We start from the raw sequence: 16,615 nt of genomic DNA, 5'->3' as shown, positions 1-16,615 counted from the left end.
ATCATGACTCAGGATCCGAACAACACTCTGGCCGAGCGCGAGGAGCACGAGCAGTACTCCATCGAGGACGACGTCGAGACGACGAACACGAAGTCGTACTCCCAGGGGCAGCTCGTCCGTCGGCGCTTCATCCGCCACAAGGGGGCGATGGTCTCGTTGGCCGTCCTCCTCTTCATTCTGCTGCTGGCCTTCACCTCTATCGGAGTGGGGCCCCTGCCCGGCTGGTGGGACAAGAACTACCTCGATACCTACGCGCCGGTCAACGGAGGCAAGCCCACGCTGCAGCTGTGGCCCTTCCAGATCGGGGAGCACCCGATGGGGCAGAACACCATCGGCAAGGACTACTTCGCCCTGGTGATGAAGGGCGCGCAGCAGTCCCTGTTCATCGCCTTCATGGTCGGTCTCCTGGCGACCTTCATCGGCACCGCGATCGGATCGATCGCAGGGTTCTACCGCGGTTTCGCCGAGGCTTTCCTCATGCGGATGACCGACCTGTTCATCATCATCCCCACGCTCGTGCTGGCGGCGGTCCTGGGCCGGATGGCGGGGTCCAGCATCTTCCTCCTGGCGCTGGTGCTGGGGCTCGTCTCGTGGACGGGTCTGGCCCGCCTTGTGCGCGGCGAAGTGCTGAGCCTCCGCGAACGGGAGTTCGTGGCCGCAGCTCGGGCGGTCGGCACCCCGGCGCCACGCATCATCGTGCGCCACATCCTGCCCAACGCGCTGGGTACGATCGTCGTCAACGCCACGCTCCTGATCTCGGCGGCCATCCTGCTGGAGACCGCGCTGTCGTTCCTGGGCTTCGGCGTCAAGCCACCGAACACCTCGCTCGGCCTTCTGGTCTCCGAGTTCCAGAACGCGCTGACCACCCGCCCCTGGCTGTTCTGGTGGCCGGGCATGTTCATCCTCGCGATCGCCCTGTGCGTCAACTTCATCGGTGACGGACTGCGAGACGCGTTCGATCCCCGCCAGCAGATGGACTGAGGTACCTGACCCATGACTATTCATCACGGATACGAGAAGTCGCGCTTCAAGGGCGACGACCCAGCCCTCAAGTTCAGCGACCTCGATGTCAAGTTCAAGACCGAGTTCGGCACCGTCCATGCCGTGAAGGGCCTGACGCTCTCCGTCGAACCTGGGGAGGTGATGGCGCTGGTCGGCGAGTCCGGCTCCGGCAAGTCCGTCACCGCCACCACTGCGCTGGGCCTGCTCCCGAAGACCGCCCGGATCGAGGGGCAGACCGTCGTCTCGGACAAGGTCATCGGCGAGCTCAGCCGCCGCGAGCTGCGCAAGCTCCGTGGCGACCGGGTCGCGATGGTGTTCCAGGAGCCGATGACCGCGCTCAATCCCGTCATCCGCATCGGCGACCAGCTCATCGAGTCGATGGAGGTCCACGGCGTCGCCTACGGCCGGCAGGCCTGGGACCGCGCGATCGATCTGCTCAACGCCGTCGGCATCCCCGGTGCGGAGCGCCGGGTCAAGCAGTTCCCGCACGAGCTCTCCGGCGGCATGCGACAGCGCGTGGTCATCGCGATGGCGCTTGCTTGTGACCCCGAGGTCATCATCGCCGACGAGCCCACCACGGCTCTCGACGTCACGGTGCAGGCGGACATCCTCGACCTGCTCCGCTCCCTGAAGGACAAGCTCAACACCGGCATCCTGCTCATCACGCACAACATGGGGGTCGTGGCCGACATGGCCGACAACGTCGCCGTGATGTTCAAGGGGAACATCGTGGAGCGTGGCTCGGTCGAGGATGTGCTGCTCCAGCCCCAGCATCCCTACACCAAGAGGCTCCTGGCGGCGGTGCCGCACCTCGGGGAGGGGCACGGTCAGTTCGGCGTAGCGCCGAACCCAGTGGCCGACGACGCCGAGATGGCACTCGACGTCAACAACCTCGTCGTCGAATACCACCGCACGGGCAAGAAGCCGTTCCGGGCCGTCGACGACGTGTCCTTCGACGTGCGCCGCGGCGAGATCGTCGGCCTCGTCGGTGAGTCCGGCTCCGGCAAGTCCACCATCGGGCGGGCGCTGCTGGGCCTGATCCCGTCCCACGCCGGGGAGGTGAGGGTGCTGGACGAGGACCTCCTCGCGATGAAGGGATCCGAACTGCGTGGGCTCCGCAAGCGCATCGGCGTGATCTTCCAGGACCCCGCCGCGTCGCTCAACCCGCGTTTCCCGGTCGGCGACGTCATTTCCGAGCCGCTCAGCGTGCACAAGGTGGGCAATGCCAAGGAGCGCGAGGCCCGGGTGCACGAGCTGCTGGAGGCGGTGCAGCTCCCGCGCAGCGCCTACAACCGCTACCCCCACGAGCTGTCGGGCGGTCAGCGCCAGCGCGTCTCCATCGCGCGCGCCCTCGCGCTGAACCCGGACCTTCTCATCGCTGACGAGCCCACCTCCGCCCTGGACGTGTCGGTGCAGGCGCAGGTGTTGGAGATGTTCACCACACTCCAGAAGGAGTTCGGCTTCGCCTGCCTCTTCATCTCCCACGACCTGGCGGTGATCGACTCGCTCGCGCACCGGGTGGTCGTCATGCAGTACGGCAAGATCGTCGAGGCGGGCACGCGGGAGGAGGTGCTCCTCAACCCCCAGCAGGAGTACACCAAGCGTCTCCTCGCCGCCGCGCCGGTACCCGACCCGATCGAGCAGCGCCAGCGGCGCGAGGCGCGGCATGCGCTGCTTGCATCGCTCGGCGACGAGGTGGTCGAGTTCGACTCCCGCGAGATCGAGCACGGGCCAACCGACGGCGGCCGCGGCACGGGCCGGAGAGAGCAGCAGCTCGGGTGGTACCGCCGCGACCCGCGCACCACCTGGATCGAGCACTAGTCGACGGTCGCGCACCACCGACTCGAGGGATCGCAGAGGTGAGCTTTTCGCCGGAACTGACCACGCTGGGTTACATCCTGAGCGAGGACGGACTGCGCGTGCTGCTCGTCCACCGCACCGCCCGTCAGCAGGACGAGCAGCTGGGCAAGTTCAACGGTCTCGGCGGCAAGGTGGAGCCGGGCGAGGACATTGCCGCGGCCATGGTCCGCGAGATCCGCGAGGAGGCCGGCATCGAGGTGACGTCGATGCGGCTCCGCGGCACGGTGTCCTGGCCGGGGTTCAACGGCCGCGACGTGTTCGGATTCGTGTTCCTCATCACCGGCTTCGAGGGGGCGCCCTTCGCACGCAACGTCGAGGGTGAGTTGGCGTGGCACGACCTCAACACCGTGATGGAGCTGCCCATGTGGGACGGGGACCGTCACTTCGTGCCGCTGGTCTTCGATGAATCCGTCCCGCAGTTCCACGGGGTGATCCCCTACGACGGCGGCCACAGCGTCGAGACGTCGTGGCGGGTGACGGTGCTGTGACCAACGCCGGGCCCGGGTGGGCAACCCTCGGCCCGGAACACGGCCGCGCTCTGGTGGCGGCCATGGCCGAGCCCGATCCGTCGTCGCTCGCCGCGGCCCAGCACCTCCGCGCCAGCTTCGGTCCGGAGCTGTCCGCGTGGGCACTCGGGCAGGCTGCCCTGCGCAAGCGGGCGAAGGCTAAGTTCCACCGCGCCGAATCGATGCTGTTCACGCCGACGGGCCTCGAACAGGCGAGCCGGGAGCGGGTGAGCCGCTGGCGGGCGGAGCGCTTCCGGGCCGCCGGGGTGTCGGCGGTGTGGGATCTCGGGTGCGGCATCGGCGCCGACGCCATGGCGTTCGCCGAACAGCGATTGCGGGTCTCGGCCGTGGACGCCGACCCCGCCACAGTGGCGGTGGCCTCCCACAACCTCCGGCTCGTCGGCGCCGAACCGGCCAGGCTCGGCCGGGCCGAGGACGCGCCGGTCGCTCCGGACGCCGCAGTCTTCCTGGACCCGGCGCGGCGGACGGCCCGTGGGCGCACCTGGAACGTCGAGGACTTCACCCCGCCCTGGCCGCTCGTGCTCGACCATCTCGCCTCCGACCGCTTCGTCTCGGTCAAGCTGGGCCCCGGGCTGCCGAAGGAACTCATTCCGGCGAACGTTCAGGCGTGCTGGGTGAGCGACGCGGGCGACGTCGTCGAAGTGTCGCTGTGGAATCGGCATCCCGCCGGTTCCTGCGCGGTGCTTCTGAGGGAGGGGCACCCGCCCCTGACCCTCTCGCGGGTGAAGGATCCGGAAGCGGCAGAGGTGGGGCCGCTCGGCCGCTTCCTCTACGAGCCCGACGGCGCGGTCATCCGGGCCGGGCTGGTGGCCGACGTGGCCGACGCGAACGGGATGTGGTTCCTCGATCCCCACGTGGCCTACCTCTCCTCGGACGATCCGGTGGACACTGCCTACGCCACACGCTTTGAGGTGGAGGCGGTGGTCGACTACTCGCTCCGGGCGATGCGGTCCTACGTGCGCGAGCACGGCATCGGGACGCTGGAGATCAAGAAGCGTGCCCTCGACGTGGACCCGGCGGCGCTCAGACGGCAGCTGAAGCCGCGGGGGAGCGCGAGCGCCACGGTGATCCTGGCGCGGACCACCGAGGGGGCACGGGCGGTGTTCGCCCGCCGACAGTAGCGCCTCACTGGGGTTTCGACCCGGAACGAAACCCATCGTTATCAATTCGTTATCTTCGTTCTCTTTCGCTTGGACCCAATTGGTGAAATTGTTAGGTCAACGCCGGGCAAGCAGTGCTGCACGACCGGTGATGCGTCGTTGGGACCTTCGACAAGGCAGTCGCCCCGCGACGCGCCGGGGTGTCGTCGCCTGATCCCTGCCCGGTGCGGAGTACACCGCTCCAGACCAGGGGGAAGAAGTGAACACAGTGACCTACACCAGTCCACGGCGAGCAGGGGGCCGTCGCTGGCGGGAAGCGCTGGCGAGTGTCGCCGCGCTGGCTCTCGTCCTCAGCGGAATCACCCAGTCGGCGCTGGCCGACGACGAGGCGCCCGAGCCCACCGAAGTGGTGGTCGCGGCCGACGTCGGTGACGTCGCCGCGACACCGGCCGACGAACCGCCAGCCGAGGCGCCGCCAGCCGAGCCCGAGGCGCCGGACACGGCACCTCCCGCCGAGGAGGCTTCGCCGCCCCCGCCCGGGCCGGCGGCCGCACCGGAGGTCGACGTCGTCGACCCACCTGCGGCGGCTGAGCCCGAGCCCATCCAGGCCGCCCCACAACCGCTCGCAGCAGAGGAACCCGCTGTTCAGCTGCTGGCCGAGCCCCTCGTCGAGGAGCCCGTCGAGGAGCTGTTCATCGGCGCGCTGATGGTCGTCGGCGGCTTCGAGATTGAGGGAAACTGGGTGGTTGATACGCCCGGCAACCTCGACTGGGCAGTTGTGGACTACGACGTCTACAACGACGGCTTCAACGACACCACGCAGATCGGTGGTAAGGAGAACGAGCCGGGAACCTGGTATCAGGAAGGGCCCAACGCCTCCGGAAAGGCGGACATCGGCCGCGTCTGGAGCTACTCCAACATCACGGGCGGCGATCAGTACCTCCACATGGCGCTCGACCGTGCCGCAGGGACCGGCTCGGTGGCCTACGTCATCGAACTCAACCAGTCGCCCGAGATGGACGGTCTGGTGCCCGTTCGCACTATCGGCGACCTTCGCCTCAACGTCGAACAGGGTGGCAACCGGGCCTTCGAGCTCCTGAGCGTCTCCCGATGGGACGGGACGGCGTGGGTTGACTACACCCCGCCGGCAGGCTCGGTCTACGGCGAGTCCAACCCTGACGAGGTGACGGGCCCGGGCGGCGAGATCTTCGAGCCGCGCACCTTCCTCGAGAGCTCCTTCAACCTCACGCAGCTCGGCGTACCGACGACCTGCGACGCGACCAGCTTCTCCCAGGCCAATATCCGTACCCGCACCTCGCAGAGCCTCAGCTCCGAGATCGAGGACTGGGTCCGCGCCCCGATCAACGTGCCCAGCCGGTGCGCCCTCATCGAGATCCACAAGACCGACGAGGCCGCCAACGCTCTGGTCGGTGCGACCTTCACGGTGACGCCCAACCCCGTGACCGGCGCGGGAACGCTGACGGTCACCGACGGTGGTACCGGCGACCGCGACGGCGTCGCCAACGGCACCATCGAGCTGCGTACCGACTTCTTCGGCATCCTCTACACGGTCACCGAGATCGCCGCACCCCTCGGCTACCTCCTGCCCGCGGATCGTTCGCAGACCTTCACCGCCCAGCCGTTCGAGAGCTACGAGCTGACGTTCGAGGATCCGAAGATCTGGATGGCCCCGACCATCTCGAAGACCGTGACGGCCACCTACGGAGCCGAGTACGTGTGGTCGGTCGACAAGCTGGTCAACGGCGAGGACGACATCAGCGTCGTCATCGCAGAGGGCGAGTCCTACACCGCCGACTACGAGGTCATCGCGACCCTCGTGGAGCGCCGGACCTCCAACTACGTCCTGGAGGGCGAGATCTCGCTCACCAACCCGAACGCGGCCGCGATGGTGGTGACGCTCACCGATCAGCTGGTCGGCGGCGCCGACTGCACGATCGACGCTGTTGACGCCGACCCCGCCACCGCGGGCCTGCAGGTCAGCCTGCCTGCCGGCGACTCCACCTACGACTACACCTGCTACGACGCCGCAACGGCTCCCACCGCGCTCAGCGGGACGAACCAGGCCACGTACAGCTTCAGCAACGCCCGCTACCCGTCGCTGCAGGCGCACGTCGACTCCCCGGCGACGGCGGGGACGACGAGCGACTCAGCCACCGCGGACTACGCGTTCACCGAGTCCCAGAGCATCAACAAGACCGTGACGGTCGTCGACGACTTCACCAGCCCTGACAACCCGCCGGTGGTCCTCGGCACCGTGACCGCCGACGACGCGGGCGGCCCCGTCACGGCTGTCCCGCAGCCCCCGAGCACAGTCGTGGTCGACGGATCCACCGCCACCTTCGACGCCGGGTCGGCCACCTGGCGGCCTGAACCGGGGACGTGCGAGACCTACACCAACACGGCCATCGTTCAGCTGGACGTGGGTGACGACCCCACCGACGACGCCTCGGTGCGCGTCTGCGTGGCCTCCGACCTCACCATCACGAAGACGGCCGACATGATGTTCGAGCGCGACTTCGACTGGTCGGTCACCAAGACCGGCTCGGACACCCAGCTGGTGGGCACCAACCCTGACGGCAGCGTGACGGCGGAGGTCGACTACGCGGTCGGGGTCGCCCTCGAGGGCTTCACCGATTCGGGCGTCATGCTGGGCGGCGACATCGTCGTCAGCAACCCGAACAACTTCGTCGACGTCGTGGCGACAGTCCACGACACGACGACGCTGGGCAACCAGTCCATCGACTGCACGGTCGATGGTCCGGACTACGACCCGGTCGCCGACGGCTTCCAGGTGCTGGTCCCGCGGAGCGGCATGGTGGAGCTGACCTACAGCTGCACCGGCGTCGAGCCGCAGCCGACCTATTCGGGCTACAACGTGGCCACGGTCACGTGGGCGATGGATACCTACAACACCCCGTCCGCGACCGCATCGACCGGCAACGTGCCGGTCAGTGTGGCGGACGCCGAACTCACCGACGAGACCTTCGAGGTCAGCGACTCGCTGGCCGGCGTGCTCGGCACCGTGAGCGTGACCCCGGACGGCGCAACGGTCTCCGCAACAGCGGTGGACGGCGTCACCGTCGCAGTGGACGGCTCGACCGTCACCTACTCCTACTCCGACTCCCTGACGGGCGCCGCGGGGGAGTGTGTGGTCACGACCAACACAGTGACCATCCCCGACGACCGCGACAGCCACGACATCAGCGTCTGTTCGCCGTCGGTGACCAAGACGGCAACCGCAACCTACACGCGGACGCACGCCTGGGACATCGAGAAGTCGGTGGACCAGACCTCGATCACCATCGCCGACGACGGCACTGCGGTCTTCACGTACACGGTCGTCGCGACGACCACCGGCTACGTCGACTCCGACTTCGTCGTCGAGGGCGAGATCACCGTCACCAACCCGTCCGATCTGACGCTGACCGGGACGCTGTTGGACTCCATGCCGGGGGCGTCGTGCTCAGTACCCGGTGGCAACAGTGTCGAGGTCGCGCCCGGCGAGACCGAGACCCTCTCCTACCGGTGCACGCTGCCGGGCTACGTCCTCACCGACGTGGACCCGACCAACACCGCACGCCTGTCCTGGGGCGACGAGTCCGTGACCGGCACCGCCCTGGCGGACTGGACGATGGACACCGAGATCAACGGCACCGTCGACGTCGTCGATGACAAGACCGACCCGGCCAACCCGGTCACGCTCGGCAGCGTCTCAGCTGATGAGGGCGAAGCCACGTTCACGTACCAGGTGCGCAAGGACGGCGTGGCCGGCGAGTGCACCGAGTACACCAACACCGCCTGGGTGGACGTCGAGGGGGACAACCCCACCGACGAGCAGACCGTCGAGGTCTGTGTCTCTCTGCCGCTCGACATCACCAAGGACGCCTTCCTCACCTACACCCGCACGTTCGACTGGACGGTCGACAAGACCGGCGCAGGCACCCAGGTTGTGGGTGTGGACGAGGACGGGACGGTCGCGGCCGACGTCAGCTACGCGGTGACGGTGACGCCTACCGGCTACACCGACACCGAGGTGCAGCTTCAGGGCGAGATCGAACTCACCAACCCCAACGCGTTCACCGACATCGTCGCAACAGTGTCAGACACGGTGACCGTTGACGGCGTGGCGAGTACCTGCACCGTCGCGGGTGACGAGGATCCGCAGCTCGCGGGCGTCCAGGTCACCGTGCCCGCGGACGACTCCGTCACGCTGACGTACACGTGTCCCGACGTCGCCCCGGGCGACTACGTGGGCACCAACTCGGCCACCGCCGTCTGGGGGACCGGCGTCGCCGGGCCGCTCAGCGGCACCGCCTCGACGGGCGACGTCGAGGTCGAGGTGACCGATGCCCCGGTGACGGTCGACCAGACCATCACCGTCTACGACTCCAACGTCGAGGGCGGGATGCTGGGCACCGTGAGCGTCAACCGCAGCGGTGGAGGCGTCGGCGTCATGCCTGCCGACGGCATCTCCGCCGTCGTGAACGACGACAACACCGTGACGTTCACCTACAGCCTCACGCTGGACGGCGTCGCCGGTGAGTGCGTGTCCTACGACAACACGGCCTCGGTCCCGGGCGACGAGGACGACCACACGGTCCTCGTCTGCTCGCCGACGGTGACCAAGACGGTGGACGCGACGTTCGACAGGACGTACCACTGGAGCATCGACAAGTCGGTCGACCAGACGTCGGTGACGATCGCCGAGGACGGTACGGCGGTGTTTGCGTACACCGTCGAGGTAGCCGCCACCGGCTACACCGACCACGACTTCGACCTGACCGGTGACATCACCATCGCCAATCCGGCCGACGTGCCCATCACGGTGGACGTGACGGACGAGGTCGGTATCCCCGGTGCGGTGTGTACCGTCGCTGGTGGCGAGGATCTCGTGATCGGCGCTGACGACACGGTGACCGTTGACTACTCCTGCGTCATGCCCACCGGCTACCTGCTGCCGGACGGCGATCCGGAGAACACGGTCATGGTGACGTGGGGTGACGAGGCGATCGAGTACACTGCCACGGTGGACTGGACGCTCGACGAGCGCACGGACGCCGCTGTCACCGTCGTCGACGACAAGACCGATCCGGCGAACCCGGTGGAGTTGGCCGAACTCGTCGTCAACGTCGAGGGCGTCATCCAACCGGGTGAGGGCTACGAGATCGTCGACGGTAGCGCGGTCTTCGCCTACGAACTCTCGAAGCTGGGAGTAGCGGGCGAGTGCACCGATTACACGAACACCGCCGTGGTGGAGGTCGAGGCCGGGGACAACCCCAGCGATGACGTCACCGTGGAGGTGTGCCGTGAGATCGCGCTGGACATCGACAAGACCGTGACCGGCTCCTACGACGAGACCCACACGTGGTCCATCGTCAAGAACGTGGACACCGATTCGGTCGAGATCATCGACGGCGGCTCGACAACGGTCACCTACGACGTGACACTCACGCACGAGGGATCCGACGAGTCGAACTTCGACGTCTCAGGCACCATCACGTTGACCAACTCCAACGCGTGGCCGAAGGACTACTCGGTGGCCGACGTGTTCGCTGACCACGACTGCGTCGTCGACGATGCCGAGGGCACCATCGGGGCCGCCGTGGACGGCGTACCGACCACTCTGGTCCTGGCTTACACGTGCGAGGTGGACGACGACTTCGAGCCCAGCGACGCTGACGCGAATGCTGCGGCGGTCACGTTCGACTACGCAGGTGCGGAGGTCACCGTCGACACCGACCTCATGGATGTCGACTGGGCAGTCACCCAGATCGACAACCCGGTCACCGTCCGTGATGACTTCGGCGGCGAGTCGACGGTTCTCGGCGAGGTCTTCATGGACCCCGACGGCACCCTGTCGCTGGACGAGGACTCCGACGGCGTCATCGAAGGTCATACGGTGACGTTCACCTACGAGACCGACCTCACGGTCGATCCCGGCGAGTGCGCCACGTTCGACAACACCGTGAGCGTCATCGGCGATGACGACATGGTCCTGGGTGACGACGACGCCATGGTGGCAGTCTGCTCCGAAGACGACCTGGTGACGGTGAAGACCGCCGCCGGATCGCTCGACCGGACGTATGCCTGGGCCATCGACAAGTCGGTCGTCGACAACGTCGAGAAGGTCCTGCCGGGCCAGAAGGTGACCTTCCCGTACACCGTCACCGTCACGCCCAAGGGCTACGCCGACAGCAACTACTCCCTGGCCGGCTCCATCACCGTGACCAACCCGAACGGGTACAAGGCCGTCTCGGCCGAGGTGGTGGACGAAGCGGGCGACGACGCCTGGACCTGCCAGGTCACCGGCTCGCCGGTGGAACTGGAGGAGACGAGTTCGGTGACGCTCAGCTACACCTGCGCACTGCAGGCGGGCGCAACACCCGCGCTCAGCGGCACCAACGAAGTCGTCGTCACCTGGGAGACGCTCGACGGGACGGTCAAGACGACGAGCCACGAGGTGAACTACCAGCTCACCATTCGCGAGGCCAACAAGGTCGTCACCGTGACCGATCAGATGGTCAGCGACTCGGCTCCCGCCAAGACGCTGGGCACCGCCACCTGGAACGCCGAGGGTGCTCCCACGGCCTGGACCTACACGGTCGAGCGGATCGCCCCGAAGTACACCGGCTGGCACGTGCTGGACAACGTCGCCATGATCGTCGAGACCAAGCAGTCCGACAAGGCGCGCGCCGACTACTTCGTGGCGCCCGGCAAGCCGTCCACCGGCGGCGACGGCGTCGTGCCCTTCGCCGGCCTGCCGCTCGGCCCGTCCACCGGGATCCCGATCGCCACGCTGCTCGCGGTGCTCGGATCGTGGCTGTACATGAGGAGGCGTGAGACCCTGTAGGCGAGACACGACCGCTCCTGGTGAGCGGCCCCGGGAGGGGGCGGGCGGCAACGCCCGCCCCCTCTCTGCGCCGGGCACCGTAGGCTGCACGCATGGATCTGAACGCTGACCTCGGCGAGTCGTTCGGCGTGTGGAGGCTCGGCGATGACGCCGCGATGCTCGGCATCGTCTCCAGCGCCAACGTCGCCTGTGGCTTCCACGCCGGCGACCCCCTGACCCTGCTGGGCACGTGCGAAGAGGCGGCGCGCAGCGGGGTCGTGGTGGGCGCCCAGGTGTCCTACCGGGATCTGGCGGGCTTCGGGCGCCGTTTCGTCGACGCCGGCCGCGCCGAACTCGCCGCGGACCTCGTCTACCAGATCGGAGCGTTGGATGGACTGTGCCGTTCGTCCGGCACGCGGGTCCGGTACGTCAAGCCCCACGGGGCCCTGTACAACGCGGCCGTGCACCATGAGCCGCACGCCGACGCGGTCGTCGATGCGGTGCTGGCCTACGATCCCTCCCTGCCCATCCTGGGGCTGCCCGGCTCACTTCTGCTGCGGAAGGCCGAGAAGGCGGGGCTCCGGACGGTAGCTGAGGCCTTTGCGGACAGGGCCTACCGGCCGGACGGGACCCTGGTCCCGCGTACCGACGCCGGCGCCATCGTGCACGACGACGTCGGTCAACGCATGCTCCGGCTCGCCCACGAGGGGCTGCTGGAAGCCGTCGACGGCACGCTGATCCCACTGCGCGCCGAGTCGATCTGCACGCACGGCGACACCCCGGGCGCCGTCGGCCTCGCGCGGGCTGTTCGGCGGGCGCTCGAAGGAGCGGGGATCGAGATCGCGCCGTTCGTCCGATGAGGCTGCTTCGCTGCGGGGCGGAGGCGGTGCTGGTGGAACTGCAGCACCTCAGCGAGGTGCTGGCCTGCACCCCGCTCGTCGGGGCGCTGCCGGGGGTGGCGGAGGTGGTGCCGGCCGCGCGCACGCTGCTGGTCAGGGCGCTGCCCGGCCAGCTGGGGGAGGTCCGCGCTCAGTTGGAGGTCATGGCGGTGCCGGCGTCGACGATGCCGACGGGGGAGCGCGAGGTGGAGATCCCCGTCAGTTACGACGGTCCGGACCTGGCTCTGGTCGCGGATCTCACGGGGCTCAGCCCTGCGGACGTGGTCGCGGCGCACACCGGGACCCCGTGGGCCGTGGCGTTCGGAGGCTTCGCGCCCGGCTTCGCCTACCTCGTGGGCGGTGATCCGAGGCTGACGGTGCCGCGGAAGACAACCCCCCGGACCCGGGTGCCCGCCGGCGCGGTGGGCCTGGCGGGCGAGTTCTCCGGGATCTACCCGACCTCCTCGCCGGGCGGCTGGCAACTCCTCGGCCGTACCGACGTCGTGCTCTTCGACCCCGACGCCGACCCTCCGGCCCTCTTGACCCCCGGCACCCGCGTCCGCTTCCGCGCCGTCAAGGAACGCGCGGTCGGTCCCGCTCCGTCTCCCCGAGTAGCGAGCGAGGAACGTGCGGGCGTTTCTTCTACGTCTCCCCGAGTAGCGAGCGAGGAACGTGCGGGCGTTTCTTCTACGTCTCCCCGAGTAGCGAGCGAGGAACGTGCGGGCGTTTCTTCCACGTCTCCCCGAGTAGCGAGCGGGGAACGTGCGGGCGTTTCTTCCACGTCTCCCCGAGTAGCGAGCGGGGAACGTGCGGGCGTTTCTTCTACGTCTCCCCGAGTAGCGAGCGGGGAACGTGCGGGCGTTTCTTCCACGTCTCCCCGAGTAGCGAGCGAGGAACGAGCGAGCGTATCGAGGGGCCCCCGCGCCCTCACGCTCACCTCTGCCCGGCTGCCGGTGCTCGTCGTCGACGGCGGGCGCGTCGGCTACGCCGCCATCGGCGTCGGCCGCTCCGGGGCGGCCGATCGCGGCGCCTACGAGCTCGGCGCCCGCCTGGTCGGCAACCCCCGGGGTGAGGCCGGCCTCGAGGTCGCGATGGGCTCGGCGGAGTTCGTGGCGGAAGGATCCCTCACCCTGGCGCTGACGGGCGCAGACCTGGCCGCGGTCGCGGGCGGACGGGCCGTCTCGATGGCTACGGTCTTCCACCTCGGCGACGGCGAGACGCTGTCGCTCGGCGCCCCATCACAGGGCCTACGCACCTATCTCTCGATCCGTGGGGGAGTGACGGTGCCCGCGGTGCTGGGTTCCCGCTCGCGCGACACCCTGGCCGCGCTCGGCCCCGAGCCCCTGACGGCGGGAAGCATGGTGCCGATCGGGGAGGCCGCGCCCGGCTGGATCCCACCCACGGATTGGGCCCCGCAGCCCCCTGTGCCCGACGTCGTGGAGCTGGAGTTCACACCCGGCCCGCGCGCAGACTGGGTCGCGCCCCTCGACGGCACCACGTGGCGGGTCAGCTCCGCTGTCGACCGGGTGGGAGCGCGGCTCGAGGGGGACCCGCTCGCACGGCTCATCGGCGGCGAACTGCCCAGCGAACCTGTGGTGCGGGGCTCCGTCCAGGTGCCCCCGTCGGGACAGCCGGTGATCTTCCTCGCCGACCATCCGTTGACCGGCGGCTACCCGGTGGCCGCAGTCCTGACCCCGGCGTCGGCCGACCGCGCCGCCCAACTCCGCCCCGGCGCCGCCGTCCACCTCAGCCAGCGGGGTGACCGGGTCAGCTCCCACCCTGGCCGCTGACGCGCCCATCCGGTCACCCGGTTCGATTGCCCAGGTGGGCGACCACGATCTCCCCGCCCCTGGGCAGCCCGCCATCGAACGTGATCGGCACCGGCAGGGCGGCGCCCACGTCCAGCCGGTCGATCGCCTGCACGTGCACGTGCGGCTCGGTGCTGTTGCCCGAGTTGCCGCACCGACCCACTGGGTCACCGGCGCGCACGGGCTGATCGACGCGGACGCTGACCGAGCCCTGCTGCAGGTGGCACAGCGCCACCACATCGCCTGTGGCGCAGCGGATCAGCACGTGGTTGCCGGCCAGCGCGAGCCAGCCCTCGGCGACCCTCCGACCCTGGGTCACGGCATACCCGACGGAGGACAGACCACGGTATGCGGCGTGGTCGAGCTCGGCGCCGTGGGCCGCGACAACGACCCCGTCGACCGGGGCCAGGATCGCTCGCCGGAAGCCCGGAAAGGCGTCCGGGGCCTGCGGGCGCAGCAGCGACCGGAGTCCGAACGGCGCCGTCCGCCCCCTGTCGTCGACCGGCACGAAATCGATCGCGTAGGACGTGGCGAAGGCGGTCGTCCCGTGGCTGGGCACCCGGTCCGCGGGGCTGTTCTGTACGAGCCAGCGGCCGGTGAAGGGGTAGCGCAGGTCCATCGCCACGGCCTGCTCAGCCCAGCCGGCGACGTCGGGGAAGCTCTGCCCGGCGGCCCGCTCGTCGCCGTCGACGTCCGGGCGCGCGCACCTCTGTGGGACCGGTGATCTGGCCCTTGCCCGTCATGGTGCCGCTGCTCATAGCTCCCCCTCACTCAAAGGTAAGGAATGGGAGTGGGGCGCGCAAGGGCGACCGGTGCCGGCTGCGGGCGGATCGCCACGTAGGTTGGGTGGATGGACTACTTCACCGATGACCCACGCTCGAACTGGCAGAGGCTCCTCGTCGGCGATCTCTACATCGCCGACGACCCCACGATGGCGGAGCGCTCCACGAGGGCCACGAGGCTGAGCGACGAGTATCACCGAGCCTACGTGAAGGGCCGCGAGGATGCCGGAGAGATCCTCGCCGAACTGCTGGGAAGCATGGGCCGCGACGTCTGGGTCCGGCCTCCGCTGTACGTCGACTACGGCGAGTTCATCCACATCGGCGACGGCACCCAGATCAACTTCAACCTGACCGCGCTGGATGTGGCCCCCATCACCATCGGCAGGGACTGCCTCATCGGCCCCAACGTCCAACTGCTGACCGCCTGGCACCCGATCGAGCCCCAGCCGCGGCGAGACAAGCTCGAATCGGCCTCGCCGATCACCCTCCAGGACAACGTCTGGCTCGGCGGCGGGGTCATCGTGCTGCCCGGGGTCACCATCGGCGAGAACTCGATCGTGGGGGCCGGCGCGGTCGTCACCTCCGACATCCCGGCCGATTCGATCGCCGTCGGCAACCCCGCCCGCGTGATCCGTAGCGTGACGGAGGGCGACGCTAAGCGTTAGCAGCCACCCTGGTGCCCGCCCCCCGACGGCGAATCTCCGGCCTGGGTGGGGCCCCGGGGGAGCGCTGCCCGTCGGCACCCCAGACGGTGTAGCCGCCGTCGGCCAGCATCTCCAGATCCTCCTCGCCTGCCTGGCCCTGGGAGGTCAGGTAGTCACCCAGGAACAGGGAGTTGCAGATCTCCAGGGAGAGCGGCTGCAACGAGCGCAGGTGCTGCTCGCGGCCGGCCGAGACCCGCACGTCGGCCGAGCCGTGGACCAGGCGGATCATCGCCAGGATGCGCAGGCATTTCTGCGGGGTCAGTTCGGAATGCCCCTCGAGCGGGGTGCCGTCGAACGGCATGAGGAAGTTGACGGGCACCGAGTCGGCGCCGATCTCCTTCAGTTGAAAGGCCACCTCGACGAGCTGCTCGTCGCTCTCGCCCATGCCCGCGATCAGGCCTGAGCAGGCCGAGAGCCCGTGCTCCCGGGCGTGCTGCACGGTGTCCTTCCGGTCGTCGTAGTCGTGGGTGGTGCAGATGTTGTCGTAGTGCGACTCGGCGGTGTTGAGGTTGTGGTTGTACGCGTCGGCGCCGGCGGAGGCGAGCCGCTCGGCCTGGCCGTCCTTGAGGATGCCGAGGCAGGCGCACACCTCGACTCCGGGGTTGTCCTCCTTGAGGTCCTCGATGATCCTGCCCACTCGGTCGACGTCGCGGTTCGAGGGCCCGCGGCCGGAGGCGACGAGGCAGACGCGCCCTGCGCCGGCCCGGATCCCCGCCTTGGCCGCTTCCAGGGCGTCCTCGTGCGTCAGCCACGTGTAGCGCAGGATCTCGGCATCGGAGCCGAGGCGCTGCGAGCAGTAGAAGCAGTCCTCGGGGCACTTGCCGGACTTCAGGTTGACCAGGTAGTTCACCTTCATCGTCGCCCCGTGGAAGTGGCGGCGCACCCGTCCGGCGGCCGCGACCAGCTCGTAGGTGAGCTCGTCGGGCAGCCGGAGGACGGCGAGCGCCTCGTCCGTGGTGATGGTGCCGCCGTCGATGACGCGGCTGGCCAGGGCGTTGAGATCCACGATGCTCCCTCGGATGGGTTTGAACAGTGTTCAGGAGTTTAACAGTGTTCAAATCCGTTGCGGGTGGGTGGTCGGCAGTCTTGGCACTCGGCTTGATT

Annotated in this window: 11 protein-coding genes; 8 read left to right on the top strand and 3 right to left on the bottom strand. The window is 68.8% G+C overall.

The genetic code is table 11. From position 1 onward, the window contains the following. The first annotated feature begins 3 nt into the window (after positions 1–3). The 7 genes from RPIT_RS09930 (at position 4) to RPIT_RS15780 (ending at position 14,007) form a co-directional block, all read left to right on the top strand. Positions 4–981: an ABC transporter permease gene (locus RPIT_RS09930; protein WP_077342797.1), complete on the top strand. Its 978-nt coding sequence runs from the start codon at positions 4–6 to the stop codon at positions 979–981. Positions 982–993: 12 nt separating this feature from the next. After that, positions 994–2,823, top strand: a complete 1,830-nt coding sequence (locus RPIT_RS09925; RefSeq protein WP_077342795.1) for an ABC transporter ATP-binding protein — start codon at positions 994–996, stop codon at positions 2,821–2,823. A gap of 38 nt (positions 2,824–2,861) precedes the next feature. Beyond that, on the top strand, positions 2,862–3,350 hold the full coding sequence (locus tag RPIT_RS09920; RefSeq protein ID WP_077342793.1) for an NUDIX hydrolase: 489 nt from the start codon (positions 2,862–2,864) through the stop codon (positions 3,348–3,350). Next, a complete protein-coding gene (locus RPIT_RS09915; protein ID WP_218121548.1) occupies positions 3,329–4,510 on the top strand; it encodes a class I SAM-dependent methyltransferase in 1,182 nt (393 codons plus the stop codon). Before RPIT_RS09920 ends, RPIT_RS09915 begins: the two co-directional genes overlap by 22 nt. Before the next feature lie 238 nt (positions 4,511–4,748). Then, positions 4,749–11,360: a SpaA isopeptide-forming pilin-related protein gene (locus RPIT_RS09910; RefSeq protein WP_143028194.1), complete on the top strand. Its 6,612-nt coding sequence runs from the start codon at positions 4,749–4,751 to the stop codon at positions 11,358–11,360. A 92-nt stretch (positions 11,361–11,452) separates the two neighbouring features. Further along, complete coding sequence (locus tag RPIT_RS09905; protein ID WP_077342787.1) at positions 11,453–12,199, top strand: LamB/YcsF family protein; 747 nt, start codon at positions 11,453–11,455, stop codon at positions 12,197–12,199. Beyond that, a complete protein-coding gene (locus tag RPIT_RS15780) occupies positions 12,196–14,007 on the top strand; it encodes a 5-oxoprolinase subunit B/C family protein (RefSeq protein WP_169835155.1) in 1,812 nt (603 codons plus the stop codon). The genes RPIT_RS09905 and RPIT_RS15780 overlap by 4 nt, the downstream gene beginning before the upstream one ends. A gap of 13 nt (positions 14,008–14,020) precedes the next feature. Here RPIT_RS15780 and RPIT_RS09890 read toward each other — a convergent pair whose 3' ends face one another. Both RPIT_RS09890 and RPIT_RS15955 read right to left on the bottom strand, forming a co-directional pair. Then, positions 14,021–14,644 (bottom strand): M23 family metallopeptidase, encoded by a 624-nt coding sequence (locus tag RPIT_RS09890; protein ID WP_077342785.1) that lies wholly within the window; start codon positions 14,642–14,644, stop codon positions 14,021–14,023. A gap of 13 nt (positions 14,645–14,657) precedes the next feature. Next, a complete protein-coding gene (locus RPIT_RS15955) occupies positions 14,658–14,783 on the bottom strand; it encodes a hypothetical protein (RefSeq protein ID WP_257787341.1) in 126 nt (41 codons plus the stop codon). Between the two features lie 92 nt (positions 14,784–14,875). Here RPIT_RS15955 and RPIT_RS15990 point away from each other — a divergent pair, with 92 nt between their 5' ends. Next, positions 14,876–15,472 carry a sugar O-acetyltransferase gene (locus tag RPIT_RS15990; protein WP_077342783.1) on the top strand — a complete coding sequence of 199 codons (597 nt, stop codon included), beginning with the start codon at positions 14,876–14,878 and terminating at the stop codon, positions 15,470–15,472. On the opposite strand, the gene bioB is transcribed toward RPIT_RS15990, so the two are convergent. Then, positions 15,462–16,517: a biotin synthase BioB gene (bioB, locus tag RPIT_RS09880; protein WP_077342781.1), complete on the bottom strand. Its 1,056-nt coding sequence runs from the start codon at positions 16,515–16,517 to the stop codon at positions 15,462–15,464. The genes RPIT_RS15990 and bioB overlap by 11 nt on opposite strands. Positions 16,518–16,615: the final 98 nt, after the last annotated feature.

This window comes from Tessaracoccus flavus (assembly GCF_001997295.1).
In the GTDB taxonomy this organism is placed as follows: Bacteria; Actinomycetota; Actinomycetes; order Propionibacteriales; family Propionibacteriaceae; genus Arachnia; species Arachnia flava.
The sequence above is the reverse complement of the archived record's forward strand: the minus strand, read 5'-3'. Positions and strand labels throughout refer to the sequence as shown.

Bases quoted from the DNA above. Each gene is read 5' to 3' on its own strand.
- RPIT_RS15780 (WP_169835155.1), top strand. From the start codon at position 12,196: ATGAGGCTGCTTCGCTGCGGGGCGGAGGCGGTGCTGGTGGAACTGCAG.
- RPIT_RS09905 (WP_077342787.1), top strand. From the start codon at position 11,453: ATGGATCTGAACGCTGACCTCGGCGAGTCGTTCGGCGTGTGGAGGCTC.
- RPIT_RS15955 (WP_257787341.1), bottom strand. From the start codon at position 14,783: ATGAGCAGCGGCACCATGACGGGCAAGGGCCAGATCACCGGTCCCACA.
- RPIT_RS09925 (WP_077342795.1), top strand. From the start codon at position 994: ATGACTATTCATCACGGATACGAGAAGTCGCGCTTCAAGGGCGACGAC.
- RPIT_RS15990 (WP_077342783.1), top strand. From the start codon at position 14,876: ATGGACTACTTCACCGATGACCCACGCTCGAACTGGCAGAGGCTCCTC.
- RPIT_RS09930 (WP_077342797.1), top strand. From the start codon at position 4: ATGACTCAGGATCCGAACAACACTCTGGCCGAGCGCGAGGAGCACGAG.
- RPIT_RS09890 (WP_077342785.1), bottom strand. From the start codon at position 14,644: ATGGACCTGCGCTACCCCTTCACCGGCCGCTGGCTCGTACAGAACAGC.